We start from the raw sequence: 19,989 nt of genomic DNA, 5'->3' as shown, positions 1-19,989 counted from the left end.
CTCAATCGCCGGCGGGGCTGGGTTTGCGCCGGCGGGGCTGCGAAGGACGTCAGGTCGCCACGCCCAGGGTGTGGCCGGTGGTGGTGGGGTCCGTCAGGGCGGACAGGAGGGCGTCCGCGACGTCGGCTCGGCCGATGGAGCGGCCGCGCGGGACGTTCGCGTCCACGGCCCGCCGGTAGGTCCCGGTCCGGGGGCTGTCGAGGAGCTTCGGCGGGCGGATCACCGTCCACTGCGTCCCGCTGGCGCCGATCACGGCCTCCATCACCGCCAGGTCCGCGTACACGTCGCGCAGGGCCCGCCGCAGCAGCGGCATGAACACCGCGCGGGTGAACGCGCCGTCGTCCTCGTGGTCCGGTCCCAGCGGGGCCGCGCTCACGGCGGACAGTCGCCGCACCCCCGCCCGGTCCATCGCCGAGACGATCGCGCCGAGCGCGGGTCCGGCCACCGGAGCCAGCCGCGCCTGCTTGTTGCTGTGCGCGCCGAGCGCGCAGACCACCGCGTCCTGCCCGTGCAGCACCGGGCCCAGCGCGTCCGCGTCGGTGACGTCGGCCACCGTCGCCACCCGGAGCCGCTCGTGCCCCGCCACGGGCAGCCGCGCCGGGTCCCGCACCACGGCGGTGACCTCGTGGCCCGCGTCGAGCGCCTGGTGGACCACCTCGCGGCCCACTCCTCCCGTAGCCCCGAACACCGTGATCCTCATGGTCGTACGTCCCCTCTGCGCGAGGGTGGGTGAGCATTCACTCACCCTTCCCTTCCACTAGGGTGAGTGAATGCTCACTCCGAAGTCAAGCGATCCCGCCCGGCCCACCCCGCAGCGGCTGCTGGACGCCGCCGAGACCCTGATGCGCACCGCCGGGCTCGCCAACGCGACGACCAAGGCGATCGCCCGGGAGGCCGGCTGCTCGGAGGCCGCGCTCTACAAGCACTTCGCGAACAAGGAGGAGCTGTTCGTGCGGGTGCTGCTGGAGCGCACGCCGAACGCGGGCGCCCTGATGGGCGCGCTGGCCGAGGACCCGGGGGAGGCGCCCGTGGCGGAGCGGCTGGCCGCCATCGCCGGGCACGCGGCGCGCTTCTACGCCGACGCCATGCCCATCGCGGGCTCGCTCTTCGCCGAACCGGCCCTGCTCAGCCGGCACCGCGAGGGCCTCCGGGAGATCGGCATGGGTCCGCACATGGTGCTCGACGCCCTCGTCGACTGCCTGCGCCGTGAGCGCGAGCACGGCCGGATCCGCGCCGACGTCGACCCCCGCGCGGCCGCTTCGCTGCTGCTCGGCGCCTGTTTCCAGCGGGCGTTCTTCCTGCACTTCTCCGGGCCGGCGACGGTCCGACCGGTGGCGGAGTTCGCCCCGGACGTGGCCGCCGCGGTCTGGGCCGCTATCCGCTGAGCTCGACGGCGTACGGCGGCTCCGCGCCCGCCCGGGTGCAGGTCAGGGCGGCCGCGTGGGCGGCGTACGCCAGCACCCCGGGCCAGTCCTCCGCCGCGTCGATCCCCTCCGGGGAGCCGGCGAGGCGGTGCAGGAGCGCCGCGTTCACGGTGTCGCCCGCGCCGATCGTGTCCACCACGGCGACCCGGCGCGCGGGCACCGCGAACCGCTCGCCCCGCCGGGTCCACACCGCGAGCCCCGCCGCGCCCCGGGTCAGCACCACCGCCGACGGTCCCGCCGCCAGCCACTCCTCGGGGCGCCCGCCCAGCCAGGCCGCGTCCTCCTCGGAGAGCTTGAGGACGCCGACGTACGGCAGCCACGACAGGAAACGGGCCCGGTAGGCGGCCGGGTCCGCGATCAGCGCCGGGCGGATGTTGGGGTCGAGCAGGGTCAGCAGCCCGCGCGCCGACTCCCGGCGCAGCAGCGCCTCGTAGGCGCTCGCCCCCGGTTCCAGTACGAGCGAGCAGGTGCCCAGGGCCAGCGCCCGCGTCCCCGGTGCGAGCGCGTCGGGCAGGGCGAACAGCCGGTCGGCGGTCCCCTCGACGTAGAACCCGTAGGCGGCGGATCCGTCCGGGGCCAGCGAGGGGACGGCCAGCGTGGTCGGCTCCGGGCCGCGCTGGACCAGGGACAGGTCCACCCCGGCCGCTCGCAGCCCGGCGAGCAGCGTCCCGCCGAAGCCGTCCGTCGACACCCGGGAGCAGAAGGCCACTCGGCCGCCGAGCCGACCCAGCGCCAGTGCCGTGTTGTACGGGCCCCCGCCCGCCCGGGGCACCAGCGCGCCCGGCGGCCCGGCCACGGGCACCAGGTCGATCAGGGCTTCTCCAGCGACGACGATCACGCGGGGGAAGCTACCCCATCGGGTGGCGGTATCGGGCGGCGGTATCGTCGGGTGGGCCGCCGGGACCGCCCCATCCGTCCCACCGTCCGTCCCGGCCGGACCACCGGTGTCCATCCGTACCGTCGTACCGCCAGGAGAGCCTCATGTCCGCGCCGCAGTCAGCCGCCGCCCGCCGCACCGTGCTCAAGGGCGCCGCCGCCCTCGCCGGGTCCGCCGGGGCCGTCGTCGCGCTCGGTGCCTGCTCGCCCGGGACCGACAGCGGCGGCGACACCCCCGCGACCCCCACCGCGCCGGTGGACCTGGGCGCCGCGGCCGACGTGCCGGTGGGCGGGTCCAAGCTCTACCGCAAGGAGAAGCTCCTCGTGCACTGCCCGGCCCAGGGCCAGTACACGGCGTTCAGCGCCCAGTGCACCCACGCGGGCTGCGTCCTGGACAAGATCGTGGAGGGGCACGGCAACTGCCCCTGCCACGGGAGCCGGTTCGACGCGGCCACCGGCAAGGTCGTGCAGGGCCCGGCGACCGACCCGCTGCCGGCGGTGCCCGTCCGCGCCGAGGGCGGCAAGCTCATCGCGGGCTGACCGCCCACGCCGGGCCCGCGCCCGGGCGGGCGCCGTTTCAGTCCCACTCCCAACCGATCCCCAGGATGCCGCGCCGGACCCCCTGTTCCACCAGGTGGACGGCGCGGTGGCCGCCGCTCGGGGTCAGTTGCGACAGCTCGCGGCGCGGGGCGGTCGGGCCCGACTGGCGAAAGCGCCGGCAGCTCACGGGCAGGGCGGCGGCGTCGAAGCGGACCTGGAGCACGTACTGCCCGCCGGCGTAGGTGAACCCCCGGACGTACTCGCTGCTACGGCTGCCGGTGCCGTCCTCGAAGCCGTAGCCGAAGACGTACGTGTCCCCGCCGCGCAGCCGGGCGTCGAAGAGCAGCTCGGCCACCACCAGTCCCGCCTCCGGGTCCCGGCGGATCCGCCCGGTCCGGCAGTTCTCGTGGGCCAGCACCCGCACGGCGGCCGGATCGCAGCCGGGGTCGCCGTGGTGGATGGCGAGGTAGCGGTCGACGCCGTCGCGGTGGGCCCGTACGACCTGCTGCGAATCCCGGCCGATCAGCTCGCGGCGGGCGCCGATGCGGACCCGTTCGTGATGGCCGAGGGTGTGCAGCCCGCCGTCCGTCGGGAGGTCCATGCCCGCCAGTAACTCCTCGACGGCCGTGCCCGCGCTGGCCAGGGTCCGGTACGGCCGCGAAGGCGGCCGGGCGGCGTCGGCGCCCGCGCCCTCGGGCCCGTTCAGGAGCCGCAGGAGCGTGCCCGCCGGCAGCTCCAGGATCTGCTCCAGGGCCCGCACCGCGCGCAGCGACTCGGCGCGCCGGGGCCGCCGGGCGCCCTGTTGCCAGTAACTGAGGCTGGTGACGCCCACCTTGATGCCGCGGGCGGCCAGCCGGTGCTGGACCCGGTGCAGGGGCAGGCCGCGGGCGGCGAGCGCGGCGCGCAGCGCGAGGTGGAAGGGACCGGCGCGCAACAGCAGCCCGAACTCCTCCGGGTCGCGGCCGTCGGGGGCGGCGCGCGAGGTGCCCGGAGGGTCGCCCACGGCGCCGTACCCGCTTCTTCGTACGGTCGGCAACATGGCGACTCCTTTGTGAACGTTCACGCTCGATGGGGCGGGAGACCGCGCCGGTGGCGTCCGGGGTCCAGGTGACGGGGCGGCAGCCGTTCACACCCTGGTCTCCTCATTCACATTGCAATGTCACCGCGTATTGAAGCGTGTTGACCTGATCGCGACAACAGCCCGATGCTCCTCCACAGCGTCCGGACGCGCTCCTCCACCCCCACTCTCCCCACTTCGGGAGGAACGCGATGCGCAACAGAAATGGGCGGCTTTCCCTGGCCGCCTTCCTCACCGCCCTCCTGTTCGCGCTGCCCACCGGCACGGCAACCGCCGCCGACGCCGGAGCGGGCAGCGCGACGCTCGCCGCCAAGCGCTTGAACATCACCATGCAGGCACAGCAGAAGACCAACTGGTGCTGGGCCGCCAGCGGCAACACCATCGCCACCTGGTTCGGCCGCACCTACAGCCAGAACCAGTTCTGCAACGCGGCCTTCAACCGCCAGCAGGGCTACGACTGCCCCAACAACCAGGCCAACCTCGCGAACGTGCAGACCGCCCTGCGCTGGGCCGGGATCAACTCCGGCTCGTACGTGACCGGCTGGCTCCAGTACTCCACCGTCCAGAGCGAGATCAACGCCAACCGTCCCGTCGAGACCCGCATCCAGTGGGCCAACGGCGGCGGCCACATGCACGTCATCTACGGCTACGACACCGCCAGCAGCTGGGTCTACTGGGGCGACCCCTGGCCCTCCAGCGACCGCTACAACTGGGCCTCCCACGCCTGGTACGTCGACAACAGCACCTTCTCCTGGACCCACTCGCTCTACCGGATAGGGGCGTGAGCGCCATGAACCGACGCGCCTGCGCCCTGATCACCGGCGCCCTCGCCGCCACCGTGCTGAGCCTGGCCCCGCAGGCCTCGGCCACCCCCGTCCCGCAACCCCAGTCCGCCACCGCCGAGACCAGGGCGGCCGCCCACCAGGCCGCCGCCGCACCCGACACCCTGGCCACCCTCTCCCGGTTCTTCTCCCGGGAGGGCAAGGTCTCGCTGACCGCGGCCCGACCCCGCATCGAGGGCGACGCGATCCCCGTCAGCTACCTCTCCCCGGACTTCGTGGCGGGCAAGCCGGGCGCCCCCGTCGCCCGGCTGGAGTTCCTCGCCAGCAAGGCGGTGGCCTCCGACGGTCAGCAGGCCGCCCTGTGGACCGCCAAGACCGACACGGGCTGGCAGGTGGTGAACATCGCCACCGGCGACGACGAGTTCCGCTACGCACAACTGGGAGCCGCCAAACTCCCCGGCGGGACCGTCTTCCGCGAACCGCAGATCGACGCCTGGTACGTCGCCGGGGGCGCCGAGGTCCTGCCCCTGGACGAGGACGCCATCCGGGCCGTCGGCGCGCGGGGCACCACCCTCGCCGCCTACCGCGAGCGCGTCACCACGGCGTACGGGGACAAACTCCCCGGCTCCGCCTACGCCAAGGGCGGCAAGGCGGGCGGCTTCGCCCCCACGGAAGCCGACACCGCGCGCACCGACACCGCGCGGGCCGACACCGTGCGGGCCGCTGCGGCCACGGCGCCCGACGTCCTGCCCCTGGTGGGCGGCGCCGCGGCGGGCGTGCTCGTCCTCGCCACCGCCGGCGCACTGACCGTGCGCCGCTCCCGCCGCCGGGCGGTGCGGGTGTAGCCGCCCGGAGGGGGCCCGGCCGTCAGCCAGACGGTCGGGCCCCGCGGCGCGCCCGGTTGTCACACCCCGCAAGTAGGCTGATGCCATGGCCGACCCTTCCAGCTACCGCCCCAGACCGGGACAGATCCCCGACTCCCCGGGGGTCTACAAATTCCGCGACGAGCACCACCGGGTGATCTACGTCGGGAAGGCCAAGAGCCTGCGCCAGCGCCTGGCCAGCTACTTCCAGGACGTGGCGGGCCTGCACCCGCGGACCGCCACCATGGTGACCACGGCCGCCTCCGTCGAGTGGACGGTGGTCTCCACCGAGGTCGAGGCGCTCCAGCTGGAGTACTCCTGGATCAAGGAGTTCGACCCCCGGTTCAACGTCAAGTACCGGGACGACAAGAGCTACCCCTCGCTCGCCGTCACCCTGAACGAGCAGTACCCCCGGGTCCAGGTCATGCGCGGTCCGAAGAAGAAGGGCGTGCGCTACTTCGGTCCGTACGGACACGCCTGGGCCATCCGCGAGACCGTCGACCTGATGCTGCGGGTCTTCCCCGTACGCACCTGTTCCGCCGGGGTGTTCAAGCGTTCCGCCCAGATCGGCCGCCCCTGCCTGCTCGGCTACATCGGCAAGTGCTCCGCGCCCTGCGTCGGCCGGGTCACCCCCGAGGAGCACCGGGAACTGGCCGAGGACTTCTGTGACTTCATGGCCGGGCGCACCGGCACCTACCTCACCCGCCTCGAAGCCGAGATGCACGAGGCCGCCGAGGACATGGAGTACGAGAAGGCCGCCCGGCTCCGCGACGACATCGGGGCGCTGCGCCGCGCCATGGAGAAGAACGCGGTGGTCCTCGCCGACGCCACCGACGCGGACCTGATCGCGGTCGCCGAGGACGAGCTGGAGGCCGCCGTCCAGATCTTCCACGTCCGCGGCGGGCGGGTGCGCGGCCAGCGCGGCTGGATCACCGACAAGGTCGAGGCCGTCGACACGGCCGGGCTGGTCGAGCACGCCCTCCAGCAGCTGTACGGGGAGGAGCGGGGCGAGGCCGTGCCCAAGGAGGTGCTGGTCCCGGCCCTGCCCGAGGACGCGCCCGCCGTGGCCGAGTGGCTCGGCGGCCGCCGCGGGTCCCAGGTCAGCCTGCGCATCCCGCAGCGGGGAGACAAGAAGTCCCTCATGGAGACCGTCCACCGCAACGCCCAGCAGTCCCTGGCCCTGCACAAGACCAAGCGCGCCGGTGACCTGACCACCCGCTCCCGGGCCCTGGAGGAGATCGCCGAGGCGCTGGAACTGGACACCGCGCCGTTGCGCATCGAGTGCTTCGACATCTCGCACCTCCAGGGCGACGACGTGGTGGCCTCCATGGTGGTCTTCGAGGACGGCCTGCCCCGCAAGAGCGAGTACCGCCGCTTCGAGATCAAGGGCTTCGAGGGGCAGGACGACGTCCGCTCCATGCACGAGGTGGTCTCCCGCCGCTTCCGGCGCTACCTGCGCGAGAAGCTCAGGACGGGGGAGTGGTCGCCTCCCGCGGACGCGGACGAGGACGTCGCCGGGGTCGCGGACGGCACGGACATGGTCGGCGGCGAGGTCCCGGCCGTCGTCGAGGACGACGGCCGCCCCAGGCGTTTCGCCTACCCGCCCCAGCTCGTTGTGGTGGACGGCGGCCAACCGCAGGTCGCCGCCGCCCAGCGGGCCCTGGCCGAGCTGGGCATCGACGACGTGGCCGTGTGCGGACTCGCCAAGCGACTGGAGGAGGTCTGGCTGCCCGGCGAGAGCGACCCGGTGGTGCTGCCCCGCACCAGCGAGGGTCTCTACCTGCTCCAGCGGGTCCGTGACGAAGCCCACCGCTTCGCCATCCAGTACCAGCGGGGCAAGCGGGCCAAGCGGCTGAAATCCGGACCGCTGGACGACGTGCCCGGCCTGGGCGAGAGCCGCAGGCTGGCGCTGATCAAGCACTTCGGTTCGGTGAAAAAGCTGAGACAGGCGACAATCGACCAGATCTGCGAGGTCCCGGGCATAGGCCGCAAGACGGCCGAGACCGTGGCCGTGGCCCTCGCCCAGGCGGCTCCCGCCGCTCCGGCCGTCAACACGGCCACAGGAGAGATCATTGAGGACGAGGCCCCCGCGCCCGCGGGAGCATCGCCCGAACGGGGGAGCGAGCAATGACCGAGCACGAAGCAGAGCGCGACCGAGACGGAGCACAGGTGAGTACGGGCACGACAGTGGAGCCCGGAGATACCGCCGAGGCGGCCATCCCCGAGCTGGTGATCATCTCCGGCATGTCCGGAGCCGGCCGCAGTACGGCGGCCAAGTGCCTGGAGGACCTGGGCTGGTTCGTCGTCGACAACCTGCCCCCGGCGCTGATCCCCACCATGGTGGAGCTGGGCGCCCGCTCCCAGGGCAACGTGGCGCGCATCGCCGTCGTCGTCGACGTCCGCGGCCGACAGTTCTTCGACGCGCTGCGCGAATCGCTCTCCGACCTCGAAGCCCGCGGGGTGACCCGGCGCATCGTCTTCCTGGAGTCCTCCGACGACGCGCTGGTGCGCCGCTTCGAGTCGGTCCGCCGCCCGCACCCGCTCCAGGGCGACGGCCGGATCGTCGACGGCATCGCCGCCGAGCGCGACCTGCTGCGCGAGCTGCGCGGTGACGCCGACCTCGTCATCGACACCTCCAGCCTGAACGTGCACGAGCTGCGCGCCAAGATGGACGCCCAGTTCGCGGGCGACGAGGAGCCCGAGCTGCGGGCCACCGTCATGTCCTTCGGCTACAAGTACGGCCTGCCCGTCGACGCCGACCTCGTCGTGGACTGCCGCTTCATCCCGAACCCGCACTGGGTCCCGGAGCTGCGCCCCTTCACCGGGCTCAACGAAGAGGTCTCGGGCTACGTCTTCAGCCAGCCCGGCGCCAAGGAGTTCCTCGACCGCTACACCGAGCTGCTCCAGCTCATCGCCACCGGCTACCGACGCGAGGGCAAGCGGTACGTGACCATCGCGGTCGGCTGTACGGGCGGCAAGCACCGCAGCGTGGCGATGTCCGAGAAGCTCGCCGCCCGCCTCGCCTCCGAGGGAGTAGAGACCGTCGTCGTACACAGGGACATGGGGCGCGAGTGACCGGACGGAGCCTGCGGCTGCGCCGCCTGAGGCGGCTGACGGCGGGCCGGGGCGCTGACGGCGCCCCGGCCGCCGAGCTGCGTCGCGGTGTCGCGCCCGAGGCGGTGGCGCCCAAGGTCGTCGCCCTCGGCGGCGGCATGGGCCTGTCGGCTTCGCTGGCCGCGCTGCGCCGGATCACCGGCGACCTCACGGCCGTGGTCACCGTCGCCGACGACGGCGGCTCCAGCGGTCGGCTGCGCGAGGAGCTGGGCGTCCTGCCCCCCGGCGACCTGCGCAAGGCGCTGGCCGCGCTGTGCGGTGACGACGACTGGGGCCAGACCTGGGCCCGGGTCATCCAGCACCGCTTCGAGTCCCGGGGCGACCTGCACGGGCACGCCGTAGGCAATCTGCTGATCGTCGCCCTGTGGGAGAAGCTCGGCGACCCGGTGCAGGCCCTGGACCTGGTCGGCAAGCTGCTCGGCGCGCACGGCCGGGTGCTGCCGATGTCCGCGGTGCCGCTGGAGCTGCAGGCGCTGGTGCGCGGCCACGACCCGGCCCGGCCGGACGACGTGGACACCGTCCGCGGGCAGGCCACGGTGGCGCTGACGCCGGGCGAGGTGCAGTCCGTACAGCTGGTGCCGAACGACCCGCCGGCCGTGCCGGAGGCCGTCGCCGCGGTGCTGGACGCGGACTGGGTGGTGCTCGGCCCGGGCTCCTGGTTCTCCTCGGTGATTCCGCACCTGCTGGTGCCGGAACTGCTCGACGCGCTGGTCGAGACGAAGGCCCGGCGGGTGCTCTCGCTGAACCTCGCGCCGCAACCCGGCGAAACAGAGGGCTTCTCTCCGCAGCGTCATTTGGAGGTTTTGGCCCGACACGCCCCTAAACTCGCCCTGGACGTGGTGCTGGCCGACGAGGCCGCCGTGCCCGACCGCGAGTCCCTCGCCGATGCCGCAAAACGCTTCGGTGCCGCGGTCGAGCTGGCGCCGGTGGCCAGGCCCGACGGGGCTCCGAAGCACGATCCGGAGCTGTTGGCCGCCGCGTACGACCGTATTTTTCGGATGCATGGAAGGATCGGCCCATGGCGATGACGCCCGCGGTGAAGGATGAGATCGCCCGGCTGCCCGTCACCCGAACCTGCTGCCGGAAGGCGGAGGTCTCGGCCATTCTGCGGTTCGCGGGCGGGTTGCACCTGGTGAGCGGCCGCATCGTCATCGAGGCGGAGCTGGACGCGGGGATCGCGGCCCGGCGGCTGCGCAAGGACATCCTGGAGATCTTCGGCCACTCCTCGGACCTGGTGATCATGGCCCCCGGCGGGCTGCGCCGCGGCAACCGGTACGTCGTCCGGGTCGTCGCCGGCGGTGACCAGCTCGCGCGCCAGACCGGCCTCGTGGACGGCCGCGGCCGCCCGATCCGGGGTCTGCCGCCACAGGTGGTCTCCGGGGCCACCTGTGACGCGGAGGCGGCCTGGCGCGGTGCCTTCCTGGCCCACGGCTCGCTCACCGAACCGGGCAGGTCCTCCTCCCTGGAGGTCACCTGCCCCGGTCCGGAGGCCGCCCTGGCCCTGGTGGGCGCCGCCCGCAGACTCTCCATCGCGGCCAAGGCGCGCGAGGTGCGCGGGGTGGACCGGGTCGTGGTCCGCGACGGCGACGCGATCGGCGCCCTGCTGACCCGTCTCGGCGCCCACGATTCGGTGCTGGCCTGGGAGGAGCGCCGGATGCGGCGCGAGGTCCGCGCCACCGCCAACCGGCTCGCCAACTTCGACGACGCCAACCTGCGCCGCTCGGCCCGGGCCGCGGTGGCCGCGGGGGCCCGCGTCCAGCGCGCCCTGGAGATCCTCGCCGACGAGGTGCCCGAGCACCTGGCGGCGGCCGGCCGGCTGCGCATGGAGCACAAGCAGGCCTCCCTGGAGGAGCTGGGCGCGCTCGCCGACCCGCCGCTGACCAAGGACGCGGTCGCGGGCCGGATCCGGCGCCTGCTGGCCATGGCCGACAAGCGGGCCCAGGACCTGGGCATCCCGGGCACGGAGTCGAGCATCACCGAGGCCGAGGAGATGGCGGACAACCTGGTCGGCTGACCGGTCCGTCCGCTCTCGTCCGAAAGGGGCCCGTACGCATCGCGTACGGGCCCCTTTCGGCATTTCCCATTGACATGGGCATGGGGGGTCGTGAGCCTGTCGTGCGAACGCTTTCGTGGCAGACGACGCCCAGGGGGGCACATGAGGCACCGCGCGAGATCGATCCTCGCCGCTAGCGCACTCGTCTTCGGTTCACTCGCCGCCTTACCGGTGACCGCACAGGCCCAGAACGGACCGGCCGCGGGACCCGCCGCCGACGAGGTCAGGGTCTACGACGCCGACATCACCAAGGAACAGGTCCCGCTCGTCCTCGCCGCCGGCCAGGACGCCCACGAGCTGACCGAACAGGCGCCGGAGCACGGCACCGCCAAGGTCGAGCTGTTCCTCACCACCGTGCAGGCCAAGAAGCTCGGCGCCCAGGGCGTCAAGCTCGCCGAGCGCAAGGTCCCGGCCCAGGCCGCCGCGCGCGCCAAGGCGGCGGGCGACGGGGTCTTCCGCCCCTACAGCGGCAAGGGCGGCCTCCAGGAGGAGATCGTCAAGACCGGCCAGAGCAATCCCGGCCTCGCCAAAGTCGTCTCCATCGGCAAGACCGTCCAGGGCAAGGACATCCTCGCCCTCAAGGTCAGCAAGAACGCCCGGCAGGCCAAGGACGGTTCCAAGCCCTCGGTCCTTTACATGTCCAACCAGCACGCGCGCGAGTGGATCACCCCCGAGATGACCCGGCGGCTGATGCACTACTACCTGGACAACTACGGCAAGGACCAGCGCGTCACACAGCTGGTCGACTCCACCGAGATGTGGTTCGTCCTCTCCGCCAACCCGGACGGCTACGACTACACCCACACCCCCGACGGCGACCGGCTGTGGCGCAAGAACATGCGCGACAACAACGGCGACGGCAAGACCACCGCCCTCGACGGCGTCGACCTCAACCGCAACTTCGCCTACAAGTGGGGCTACGACAACGAGGGTTCCTCGGACGACCCCTCGAACCAGACCTACCGCGGCCCCAAGGCGGCGTCCGAGCCGGAGACCAGGGCCCTGGACTCCTTCGAGAAGCGGCTCGGCTTCGCGTACGCCGTCAACTACCACTCCGCCGCCGAGCTGCTGCTCTACGGCGTGGGCTGGCAGGTCGCCACCCCGACCCCCGACGACGTGGCGTACAAGGCGCTCGCGGGCACCCCGGAGCACTCCGCGATCCCCGGCTACTACCCGCAGGTCTCCTCGGAGCTGTACACGACCAACGGCGAGGCGGACGGCCACGCCGCCAACGTCAACGGCGTCATGATGTTCACGCCGGAGATGACCACCTGCCAGACCGCCTCCGACAGCGACCCGAACGACCAGTGGAAGTCCGAGGACTGCGCCTCGGGCTTCAACTTCCCGGACGACGAGAAGCTCATCCAGACGGAGTTCCTGAAGAACGTCCCCTTCGCGCTCTCGGTCGCCCAGTCCGCCGCGCACCCGGACAAGCCGGTCTCCTCGGTGGGCCTGAGCGCCGCCGACTTCACGACCGACCCCTTCACCACCTCCTACGCGGCCCGCGGTGAGGACCAGAAGGTCTCCGTGACGGCCCGCAAGGCGCTCAAGGACAAGGAACTCAACTACCGGATCAACGGCGGCCGCGTCCATGACGAGGACCTCAAGGCCTGGAAGGGCGGCGAGAGCTACGGCGGCGACGACAACAACTGGTTCGACGAGTACCGCGCCTCCGTGGAGGGTGCCAGGCCCGGTGACAAGGTCGAGGTCTGGTTCACCGGCCGCGACGGCGCCAAGCAGGTCTCCAGCGAGCACTTCACCTACACCGTGGCCGAACGGCCGCGCGCGGACGTCCTGGTGATCGCGGAGGAGGGGGCCAAGGCCCAGCAGGCGCAGAAGTACGTCGACGCGCTGCGCGCCAACGGGCGCTCGGCGGCCGTCTGGGACGTCGCCACCCAGGGCGCCCCGCACCACCTCGGGGTGCTCTCGCACTTCGGCACGGCCGTCCACTACACGGGCGCCCAGGCCCCCGGCGGGGACACGCAGCTGGCGGTCCGCGACTTCCTCAACGAGGGCGGCAAGCTGATCGAGGCCGGCGAGCTGGCGGGCGGCAACGCCAAGGTCGGCCGCGCCGTCACCGACGACTTCAGCCAGTACTACCTCGGCGCCTACGACCGCAGCAGCGGCAGCGGCGCCACCGGCTTCGCCGGCGCGGGCGCCCTCGGCGGGGTCAAGGGAGCGCTCGGCGACGCGCCGGGCACCCCCGGCAACCCGCTCGACAAGCCCGGCGCCTACAGCGTCACCTCCGACGCGCTGCCCGCCGCGCAGTACCCGCAGTTCAAGAGCGCCCAGGCGGGCCGGTACGACGGCATCGTCAACCCGTACGCCCCGTACGCCGGGTCCTGGATGGCCTCGGCGATCCACAACGACAACGACTGGAAGCGCCTGGTCCGCACGATCGACCTGACCGGGGTCACCGCGGCGGACAAGCCCCAGCTCAAGATGGCCCTCAACTGGGACACCGAGCCGGGCTACGACCACGCCGCCCTGGAGGCCCACACCACGGGCGCCGAGGACTGGACCACCCTGCCCGAGGCGAACGGCCAGACCGGCGCCACGGTCCCGGCGGAGTGCGGGGGCGGCTTCTTCATCAACGAGCACCCCTTCCTGCGCCACTACCTCACCCTCGGTGCGGGCGGCTGCACCGCGCAGGGCAGCAGCGGCACCTGGAACAGCTTCACCGGGTCGTCCGGCGGCTGGAAGCAGGTCTCTTTCGATCTGAGCGCCTACGCGGGCAGGACCGTCGAGGTCTCGCTCTCCTCCATCACCGACCCGGGCTCCGGCGGCCGCGGGGTCTTCGCGGACGAGGCGCGCCTGTCGGTGGGCGGCGTCGACCAGGCGGCCGAGGGCTTCGAGACCTCGCTCGGGGTCTGGACCGCCCAGGGCGCACCTGCCGGAAGTCCCGAAGTTCCGGGAGATTGGTCCCGCTCCGGCGAGCTGTTCAAGTCCTACGCCGCGGTCACTACGCGTGACACGGTGCTCCTCGGCTTCGGCCTGGAGCACCTGCCGGCCGCGAAGGACCGAGCGGTACTCGTCGGTAAGGCCCTCCGCTCGCTGAACCACTGACCTGCGACCCCTCCCGCGCTCACGCAGCGTGAGGGGGGCGAAAGTCCCCGTCGGCCCGTACCGGAGCGCGTGGTACGGGCCGCCGGGGCGTGTCAGGCCCCCGTCGATGTCACCCCGAAGCTCACGGAGAGGTAGGGTCATAAGCGGTCGGGGACATCCCATACAGCTCGCCGGCGGACAGGCCGGCGCACCAACGAGGAGATCGGTTCGTGACGATCCGCGTAGGCATCAATGGTTTTGGCCGAATTGGCCGTAACTACTTCCGGGCGCTCCTGGAGCAGGGAGCGGACATCGAGATCGTCGGTGTCAACGACCTGACTGACAACGCGACCCTGGTGCACCTGCTCAAGTACGACACCATCCTGGGCCGCCTCAAGCACGAGGTCTCCCACACGGCCGACACCATCACGGTCGGCGGCAACACCTTCAAGACGTTCGCCGAGCGCGACCCCGCGAACCTCCCCTGGGGTGAGCTGGGCGCCGACATCGTCATCGAGTCGACCGGCATCTTCACGAAGAAGGCCGACGCCGCCAAGCACATCGCGGCCGGCGCGAAGAAGGTCCTCATCTCGGCTCCGGCCAAGGACGAGGACATCACGATCGTGATGGGCGTCAACCAGGAGAAGTACGACGCGGCCAACCACCACGTCATCTCCAACGCCTCCTGCACCACCAACTGCGTGGCGCCGATGGCCAAGGTCCTCCTGGAGAACTTCGGCATCGTCAAGGGCATGATGACGACGGTCCACGCGTACACGAACGACCAGCGCATCCTGGACTTCCCGCACTCGGACCTGCGCCGCGCCCGCGCCGCCGCCGAGAACATCATCCCGACCACCACCGGTGCCGCCAAGGCCACCGCGCTGGTGATCCCGGAGCTGGCGGGCAAGCTCGACGGCATCGCGATGCGCGTCCCGGTTCCCACCGGTTCCGTGACCGACCTCGTCATCGAGCTGGAGCGCGAGACCACGAAGGAAGAGGTCAACGCCGCCTTCCTGAAGGCCTCCCAGGGCCAGCTGAAGGGCATCCTCGACTACACCGAGGACGCGATCGTCTCCTCCGACATCGTGAACTGGCCGTTCTCCTGCACCTTCGACTCTTCCCTGACCATGGTCCAGGGCAAGAGCGTCAAGGTCATCGGCTGGTACGACAACGAGTGGGGTTACTCCAACCGTCTCGTCGACCTCACCGTCTTCGTCGGCGGCCAGCTCTAATCTTCAGGGCAGGCACCGCGATGTGAAGCATCAGGGCTCGGGCAGCGCGATGAAGCGCTGTGCGGGCCCTGTTGTTTGCCTCGTACCTCTCGCTCCGCACAGGCGAATGCCATGTATGGGGATAAGGAGTAGAAATACACATGAAGACGATCGACGAACTTCTCGCCGAGGGCGTCTCCGGCAAGCGGGTCTTCGTCCGCGCCGACCTGAACGTGCCGCTCGCCGGCACGACCATCACGGACGACGGCCGCATCCGCGCCGTCCAGCCGACGATCGCGAAGCTCGCCGCCGCCGGCGCCCGCGTCATCGTCGCGTCCCACCTGGGCCGCCCCAAGGGCGCCCCGGACCCCGCCTTCTCGCTGGCTCCCGCCGCCGCCCGGCTCGGTGAGCTGCTCGGCCAGGACGTCGCCTTCGCCACCGACACCGTCGGTGCCTCGGCCAAGGAGACGGTGGCCGCCCTCACCGACGGCCAGGTCGCCGTCATCGAGAACCTGCGCTTCAACGCCGGTGAGACCGCCAAGGACGACGCCGAGCGCGGCGCCTTCGCCGACCAGCTCGCCGAGCTCGCCGACGTCTACGTCGGCGACGGCTTCGGCGCCGTCCACCGCAAGCACGCCTCGGTCTTCGACCTGCCCGCGCGCCTCCCGCACGCGGCCGGTTACCTGATCGCCGCCGAGGTCGGCGTCCTGAAGAAGCTGACCTCGGACGTCAAGCGTCCGTACACGGTCATCCTCGGCGGCGCCAAGGTCTCCGACAAGCTCGCCGTCATCGACGAGCTGCTCGGCAAGGCCGACCGCCTGCTGATCGGCGGCGGCATGGCCTACACCTTCCTCAAGGCGCAGGGCCACGAGGTCGGCATCTCCCTCCTCCAGGAGGACCAGATCCCGGTCGTGCTCGAATACATGGAGCGCGCGAAGAAGAACGGCGTCGAGCTGGTCCTGCCCGTGGACGTGCTCGTCTCCAAGGACTTCCCCGACCTCAAGACCAAGGCCCCGGCCGACTTCGAGGTCGTCGACGCGGACAAGATCCCCGCGGACAAGGAGGGTCTGGACATCGGCCCCCGGAGCCGCGAGCTGTTCGCCTCGAAGATCGTCGATGCCGAGACCGTCTTCTGGAACGGTCCGGTCGGCGTCGCCGAGCACCCCGACTACGCGGGCGGCACCACCGCCGTCGCGCAGGCGCTGCTCGACAGCAAGGGCTTCACCGTGGTCGGCGGTGGCGACTCCGCCGCCGCCGTCCGCAACCTGGGCTTCGACGAGACGAAGTTCGGCCACATCTCGACCGGTGGCGGCGCGTCCCTCGAATACCTCGAGGGCAAGACGCTCCCCGGCATCGCCGCTCTGGAGGTCTGACCCCGCATGACCACGCGCACCCCTCTCATGGCCGGCAACTGGAAGATGAACCTCAACCACCTTGAGGCCATCGCGCACACCCAGAAGCTCGCCTTCGCGCTCGCCGACAAGGACTACGACGCGGTCGAGGTGGCGGTCCTGCCGCCCTTCGTCGACCTGCGTTCGGTCCAGACCCTGGTCGACGGCGACAAGCTGAAGATCAAGTACGGCGCCCAGGACATCTCGGCGCACGAGTCCGGCGCGTACACCGGTGAGATCTCCGGCGCGATGCTGTCGAAGCTGAAGTGCACCTTCGTGGCCGTCGGCCACAGCGAGCGCCGCCAGTACCACGGCGAGAGCGACGAGCTCTGCAACGCCAAGGTCAAGGCCGCCTACGCGAACGGGATCACCCCGATCCTGTGCGTCGGCGAGGGCCTGGACGTCCGCAAGGCCGGCGACCAGGTCGCCTACACGCTGGCGCAGCTCGACGGCGGCCTCAAGGACCTGCCGGCCGAGCAGGCCGAGTCCATCGTGATCGCCTACGAGCCGGTCTGGGCCATCGGCACCGGCGAGGTCGCCACCCCGGACGACGCGCAGGAGGTCTGCGGGGCGATCCGCACCCGCCTCGCGGAGCTGTACTCGCAGGAGCTGGCCGACAAGGTCCGCATCCAGTACGGCGGCTCGGTCAAGTCCGGCAACATCGCCGCGATCATGGCGCAGCCCGACGTCGACGGCGCCCTGATCGGCGGCGCCGCGCTGGACGCCGACGAGTTCGTCAAGATCGTCCGCTTCCGCGACCAGTGAGTATGCGGTAGGACGGATCCGTCGTACCCTTGCGGGGGCCAGCAGGCTGCATCGACAGCCGCTGGCCCCCGTCGGGGTTCCACCGCACGCCAGGGAAAGCCAGAAAGTAGGAATCAGCCGTGATTATGGGGTTCTCGATCGCCCTGGTCGTCTTCAGCCTGATGCTGATGATGCTGGTGCTGATGCACAAGGGTAAGGGCGGCGGCCTCTCCGACATGTTCGGAGGCGGTATGCAGTCGTCCGTCGGTGGTTCCTCGGTCGCCGAGCGCAACCTCGACCGCATCACCATGGTGATCGGCCTGCTCTGGTTCGCGAGCATCATCGCGCTCGGTCTGTTGATGAAGTCGAGCGGTAACTGAGCGATCCGGCCATTTCGGCGGTCCGGCAGGCCCCGCCCGATCTATCATGAGGTCCGCGTCAGTGGTCCGGAAGTAGTAACTCCGGTCACTGGACGCGCGTTGGGCCTTACGTAGACTGGGGCGCCCGCAGCGGAATTCCATTTCACGCTTCGCGGCACCATCACGCAGGGAGTTACGACCGTGGCAAGTGGCAACGCGATCCGTGGAAGTCGGGTCGGAGCGGGGCCGATGGGCGAGGCCGAGCGCGGCGAGTCCGCGCCCCGCCTGCGCATCTCCTTCTGGTGCTCGAACGGGCACGAGACACAGCCCAGCTTCGCCAGCGACGCACAGGTGCCGGACACCTGGGACTGCCCGCGCTGCGGGTTCCCGGCGGGCCAGGACCGGGACAGCCCTCCGGCGCCCCCGCGCACGGAGCCGTACAAGACGCACCTGGCGTACGTACGGGAGCGGCGCACGGACGCGGACGGCGAGGCGATCCTCGCCGAAGCCCTCGCCAAGCTCCGCGGCGAGATCTGAGCGGCGCGACCCACACACGACTTCGGGCCCGGCCCGCGGAAGAGCTTCTTCCGCGGGCCGGGTCTCTTTGTGTGCGTTGTCCGGCTTCTGATCCCTTAGGTTGGGGTACGGCGGGGCACAACAGGACGGAAGAAGTGGGTTGATGTCCGAGATGAACGCAGACGGACGTACGAGGCTCAACCGGACGCCGGAGTGGCTTGCACTCGGCAAGCACCGGGAAGAGCTGGGGCAGACGCATCTGCGGGAGCTGTTCGAAGCCGACCCGGGCCGGGGCACCGGGTACACCTTGCGGGCCGGCGACCTGCACATCGACTACTCGAAGCACCTCGTCACCGACGAGACCCTCGGGCTGCTGCGCGAGCTGGCGGCCGCGACGGGCGTCGCGGAGCTGCGCGAGCGGATGTTCCGCGGCGAGAAGATCAACACGACCGAGGACCGCGCGGTCCTGCACACCGCGCTGCGCGCCGCGCCGGACGACGTCGTCGAGGTCGACGGGGAGAACGTCGTGCCCGCCGTCCACGCCGTGCTCGCGAAGATGGGCGGCTTCGCCGACCGGGTCCGGTCGGGGGAGTGGCGCGGCTTCACCGGCGAGCGGATCAAGAACGTCGTCAACATCGGCATCGGCGGCTCCGACCTCGGCCCGGCGATGGCCTACGAGGCGCTGCGCGCCTTCACCGACCGCCGGCTGAACCTGCGCTTCGTCTCCAATGTGGACGGCGCCGACCTGCACGAGGCGGTCCTGGGCCTGGACCCGGCCGAGACCCTCTTCATCATCGCCTCGAAGACCTTCACCACCATCGAGACGATCACGAACGCCACGTCGGCGCGGGAATGGCTGCTCGCGGGCCTCGGCGGCGACAAGGCGGCCGTGGCACGGCACTTCGTCGCCCTGTCGACCAACGCCGAGAAGGTCACCGACTTCGGCATCGACCCGGACAACATGTTCGAGTTCTGGGACTGGGTCGGCGGCCGCTACTCCTTCGACTCGGCCATCGGGCTCTCCCTGATGATCGCGATCGGCCCCGGCGCCTTCGGCGAGATGCTCGAAGGCTTCCGCACCATGGACCGGCACTTCCGCACCGCCCCGCCGGAGCAGAACGCCCCCTTCCTGATGGGCCTGTTGGGGATCTGGTACGGCGGCTTCCACGACGCGCAGGCGCACGCGGTGCTCCCCTACAGCCACTACCTGTCCCGGTTCACGGCCTACTTGCAGCAGCTGGACATGGAGTCCAACGGCAAGTCCGTGGACCGCGAGGGCAATCCGGTGGACTGGCAGACCGGCCCCGTCGTGTGGGGCACGCCCGGCACCAACGGACAGCACGCCTACTACCAGTTGCTCCACCAGGGCACGAAGGTGATCCCGGCGGACTTCATCGGCTTCGCCCGCCCGGTCGCCGAGCTCTCCCCGGCCCTCGCGGCCCAGCACGACCTGCTGATGGCGAACTTCTTCGCGCAGACGCAGGCGCTGGCCTTCGGCAAGACCCCGGACGAGGTCCGCGCGGAGGGCGTCGCCGAGGAACTGGTCCCGCACAAGACCTTCCTCGGCAACCACCCGACGACCACCATCCTGGCGCGGGACCTGACCCCGTCGGTGCTCGGCCAGCTGATCGCGCTCTACGAGCACAAGGTCTTCGTCCAGGGCGCCGTGTGGAACATCGACTCCTTCGACCAGTGGGGCGTGGAGCTGGGCAAGGTCCTGGCCAAGCGGGTCGAGCCCGCGCTCACCGAGGGCGCCGAGGTGCCCGGCCTGGACGCCTCCACCCGGGCCCTGGTGGCCACCTACCGCGAGCTGCGCGGCCGCTGAGCCGACCCCGTTCCGAGGGGGCCCGCACGGGCCGTACGGACGCGGGGGGGCCCCCCCCCCGGCGACGCCGCCGCCCAGCCCCGGTCCCCCCCCCCCGGGGTTTTACCGGGGGGGGGGGGCGGGGGCTGCCCGCCGGGGGTCTAGGCGTAGGACCGGCTGGGGGTG

18 protein-coding genes are annotated in these 19,989 nt (G+C 71.6%); 15 read left to right on the top strand and 3 right to left on the bottom strand.

Translation table 11 applies throughout. The annotated features are described in order from the left end of the window. Positions 1-49 precede the first annotated feature (49 nt). Positions 50-700 carry an NAD(P)-dependent oxidoreductase gene (locus tag ACIBEA_RS09105; RefSeq protein WP_399259195.1) on the bottom strand — a complete coding sequence of 217 codons (651 nt, stop codon included), beginning with the start codon at positions 698-700 and terminating at the stop codon, positions 50-52. Positions 701-770: 70 nt separating this feature from the next. On the opposite strand from ACIBEA_RS09105, the gene ACIBEA_RS09100 reads away from it, so the two are divergent. Next, entirely contained in the window at positions 771-1,385 is a 615-nt protein-coding gene (locus ACIBEA_RS09100) for a TetR/AcrR family transcriptional regulator (protein ID WP_399259194.1), read from the top strand. Here the strand turns inward: ACIBEA_RS09100 and ACIBEA_RS09095 are convergent. Further along, complete coding sequence (locus ACIBEA_RS09095) at positions 1,375-2,262, bottom strand: carbohydrate kinase (protein ID WP_399259193.1); 888 nt, start codon at positions 2,260-2,262, stop codon at positions 1,375-1,377. The genes ACIBEA_RS09100 and ACIBEA_RS09095 overlap by 11 nt on opposite strands. A gap of 143 nt (positions 2,263-2,405) precedes the next feature. Here ACIBEA_RS09095 and ACIBEA_RS09090 point away from each other — a divergent pair, with 143 nt between their 5' ends. After that, positions 2,406-2,840 (top strand): Rieske (2Fe-2S) protein, encoded by a 435-nt coding sequence (locus ACIBEA_RS09090; protein WP_399259192.1) that lies wholly within the window; start codon positions 2,406-2,408, stop codon positions 2,838-2,840. Between the two features lie 37 nt (positions 2,841-2,877). On the opposite strand, the gene ACIBEA_RS09085 is transcribed toward ACIBEA_RS09090, so the two are convergent. Beyond that, a complete protein-coding gene (locus ACIBEA_RS09085; protein WP_399259191.1) occupies positions 2,878-3,879 on the bottom strand; it encodes a hypothetical protein in 1,002 nt (333 codons plus the stop codon). Between the two features lie 230 nt (positions 3,880-4,109). Between ACIBEA_RS09085 and ACIBEA_RS09080 the strand changes: the two genes are divergently transcribed. The 13 genes from ACIBEA_RS09080 (at position 4,110) to pgi (ending at position 19,824) form a co-directional block, all read left to right on the top strand. Continuing rightward, positions 4,110-4,703 carry a papain-like cysteine protease family protein gene (locus ACIBEA_RS09080; RefSeq protein ID WP_399259190.1) on the top strand — a complete coding sequence of 198 codons (594 nt, stop codon included), beginning with the start codon at positions 4,110-4,112 and terminating at the stop codon, positions 4,701-4,703. After that, positions 4,700-5,545 (top strand): hypothetical protein, encoded by an 846-nt coding sequence (locus ACIBEA_RS09075; protein ID WP_399259189.1) that lies wholly within the window; start codon positions 4,700-4,702, stop codon positions 5,543-5,545. The genes ACIBEA_RS09080 and ACIBEA_RS09075 overlap by 4 nt, the downstream gene beginning before the upstream one ends. 85 nt (positions 5,546-5,630) lie before the next feature. After that, positions 5,631-7,694 (top strand): excinuclease ABC subunit UvrC, encoded by a 2,064-nt coding sequence (gene uvrC, locus ACIBEA_RS09070; protein ID WP_399259188.1) that lies wholly within the window; start codon positions 5,631-5,633, stop codon positions 7,692-7,694. Next, on the top strand, positions 7,691-8,638 hold the full coding sequence (gene rapZ, locus ACIBEA_RS09065; RefSeq protein WP_399259187.1) for an RNase adapter RapZ: 948 nt from the start codon (positions 7,691-7,693) through the stop codon (positions 8,636-8,638). Before uvrC ends, rapZ begins: the two co-directional genes overlap by 4 nt. Further along, positions 8,635-9,705, top strand: coding sequence for a uridine diphosphate-N-acetylglucosamine-binding protein YvcK (yvcK, locus tag ACIBEA_RS09060; RefSeq protein ID WP_399259186.1), 1,071 nt, complete (start codon positions 8,635-8,637; stop codon positions 9,703-9,705). The genes rapZ and yvcK overlap by 4 nt, the downstream gene beginning before the upstream one ends. Next, positions 9,696-10,691, top strand: coding sequence for a DNA-binding protein WhiA (gene whiA / locus ACIBEA_RS09055; protein ID WP_399259185.1), 996 nt, complete (start codon positions 9,696-9,698; stop codon positions 10,689-10,691). Before yvcK ends, whiA begins: the two co-directional genes overlap by 10 nt. Positions 10,692-10,832: 141 nt before the next feature. Beyond that, on the top strand, positions 10,833-13,796 hold the full coding sequence (locus ACIBEA_RS09050) for a M14 family zinc carboxypeptidase (protein WP_399259184.1): 2,964 nt from the start codon (positions 10,833-10,835) through the stop codon (positions 13,794-13,796). Positions 13,797-14,005: 209 nt separating this feature from the next. Then, positions 14,006-15,010 carry a type I glyceraldehyde-3-phosphate dehydrogenase gene (gene gap, locus ACIBEA_RS09045; protein WP_385776675.1) on the top strand — a complete coding sequence of 335 codons (1,005 nt, stop codon included), beginning with the start codon at positions 14,006-14,008 and terminating at the stop codon, positions 15,008-15,010. A 140-nt stretch (positions 15,011-15,150) separates the two neighbouring features. After that, entirely contained in the window at positions 15,151-16,362 is a 1,212-nt protein-coding gene (locus ACIBEA_RS09040) for a phosphoglycerate kinase (RefSeq protein ID WP_399259183.1), read from the top strand. Between the two features lie 6 nt (positions 16,363-16,368). Further along, positions 16,369-17,145, top strand: a complete 777-nt coding sequence (tpiA, locus tag ACIBEA_RS09035; RefSeq protein ID WP_399259182.1) for a triose-phosphate isomerase — start codon at positions 16,369-16,371, stop codon at positions 17,143-17,145. Positions 17,146-17,264: 119 nt separating this feature from the next. Beyond that, on the top strand, positions 17,265-17,504 hold the full coding sequence (secG, locus tag ACIBEA_RS09030; RefSeq protein ID WP_399259181.1) for a preprotein translocase subunit SecG: 240 nt from the start codon (positions 17,265-17,267) through the stop codon (positions 17,502-17,504). 180 nt (positions 17,505-17,684) lie between these two features. Further along, positions 17,685-18,020: an RNA polymerase-binding protein RbpA gene (locus ACIBEA_RS09025; RefSeq protein ID WP_008741068.1), complete on the top strand. Its 336-nt coding sequence runs from the start codon at positions 17,685-17,687 to the stop codon at positions 18,018-18,020. A 151-nt stretch (positions 18,021-18,171) separates the two neighbouring features. After that, positions 18,172-19,824 carry a glucose-6-phosphate isomerase gene (gene pgi, locus ACIBEA_RS09020; RefSeq protein WP_399259527.1) on the top strand — a complete coding sequence of 551 codons (1,653 nt, stop codon included), beginning with the start codon at positions 18,172-18,174 and terminating at the stop codon, positions 19,822-19,824. The last annotated feature ends 165 nt before the right edge of the window (positions 19,825-19,989 follow it).

Source organism: Streptomyces sp. NPDC051555, assembly GCF_044454405.1.
In the GTDB taxonomy this organism is placed as follows: Bacteria; Actinomycetota; Actinomycetes; order Streptomycetales; family Streptomycetaceae; genus Streptomyces.
The sequence above is the reverse complement of the archived record's forward strand: the minus strand, read 5'-3'. Positions and strand labels throughout refer to the sequence as shown.